The organism is Telmatospirillum siberiense (assembly GCF_002845745.1).
Classification (GTDB): Bacteria; Pseudomonadota; Alphaproteobacteria; order Rhodospirillales; family Magnetospirillaceae; genus Telmatospirillum; species Telmatospirillum siberiense.
The window spans coordinates 1-1,271 of sequence record NZ_PIUM01000080.1 but is presented as its reverse complement, the minus strand read 5'-3'; the positions used below and the strand labels follow the sequence as shown (position 1 = coordinate 1,271).

Annotated in this window: 3 protein-coding genes; all 3 read right to left on the bottom strand. The window is 63.3% G+C overall.

What is annotated here, in order from left to right; genetic code table 11:
• On the bottom strand, positions 1–112 hold a 112-nt coding region (locus tag CWS72_RS28880; protein ID WP_420824061.1), incomplete at its 3' end, for a hypothetical protein.
• Positions 105–1,127, bottom strand: coding sequence for a triphosphoribosyl-dephospho-CoA synthase CitG (gene citG / locus CWS72_RS27280; RefSeq protein WP_241911920.1), 1,023 nt, complete (start codon positions 1,125–1,127; stop codon positions 105–107). The genes citG and CWS72_RS28880, both read right to left, overlap by 8 nt.
• Positions 1,124–1,267: a citrate lyase subunit alpha gene (locus tag CWS72_RS27275; protein ID WP_241911921.1), complete on the bottom strand. Its 144-nt coding sequence runs from the start codon at positions 1,265–1,267 to the stop codon at positions 1,124–1,126. Before CWS72_RS27275 ends, citG begins: the two co-directional genes overlap by 4 nt.
• Positions 1,268–1,271 lie beyond the last annotated feature (4 nt).

Below are 1,271 nucleotides of genomic sequence, written 5' to 3'. Positions count from 1 at the left end.
GAGGGGCTTCCAACAACGCCACCAGAGCTTCCGTCTGCGACGCGCTCAGGGGCAACGGGGGAATGCCAAACGCGGCGCGTTCGGCGACATGTTGGCGATATGCTTCAAGCATCGACATCGGAAACTTCCTCCTTAGGCAAATTCTTGTCGTTGTGGTCGCGAAAAAGGGAAAGACGGGCCAGGAACCAGGTCACCGCCAGAAGATCGGCGCTGCCGCCCGGACTGAGGTTGCGTTTGATCAGGGCGTCATCGAAAGCAGCCATCTTCGCCATGAAATAAGGCGCATGGACGCCGCCCTCGGCAAGCAGGCGCGAGGCTTCCCGCTGAACGAAAAGCAGGCCCTCCGGACCGCCGCGCGCCACCAGATTGGTATCCGCGTTGGACGCCAATAAGGCGAGCAGGGCCGCGAACAGGGCAAGTTGCTCACTGCCGGTTTCGGCCTCCACCGCCAAAAAGGCCGGCAGCGAGAATGTCCGAACCGTCTGGAATCCCGAGGCCGCCTCGCCGCGGGCGCCGGTCAGACCATATTGGTGAAACAGATGTTCGCCCGCGGTGGTCGCCTCGCCGGCGCGATCCAACTCCCGCTCGACGAGATCGCGACAGATGCCGGCCACTTCGTCGCAGATCGTCTGGACGTCGAGAGGACGCCCCTGCCCATGGCAACGCCCCACCGCACCACACAAAAGACCAAAAGCGAAAACCGAGCCTTTGTGGGTATTGATCCCGCCGGTCGCGGCGAACATCGCCTTCTCGCAGGCGACGCCGTCGGAGCGCAGCATGGCGAGGACATGCTCGGCCGGACTGCGGTGGCCGGACATCCCGCATAGGAAAAACTTGGAGAACCAAGGGGCGATGGCCTCCGCGCTGGTCAGGAAGGTGTCGAGCCCCATGTCGCGATGAGCGCCCGAATTCCGGCGATCGACCAATCCCGGCTTCGGCGTGAGAAGCACTTCGCGGATCAGGGCCCCATGCGCCAGACGGGCAACGAGTTCTTGATGATGAAAAGAGCAGCTCTCCCCGCCCGGCCATGCCCGGCGACCCGGTGGCGGTGGATAAAACCCCAGCCCCCCTTCCCACGATGGGAAGGGGGAAACACCCAGGGACAGACGTGTTTCGTCGACACTCACGCCTTCACCTGTCGTACGACATCGATGACCGAACCATCGCGATAACGCACGATACCGACGACCTTGTCGAGGAACTCGATGGGCTTTGGCTCTCCGGTGAGGGCGACGGCGCGCTTGTAGAGGTCCTCGATGGATGTCACCGGC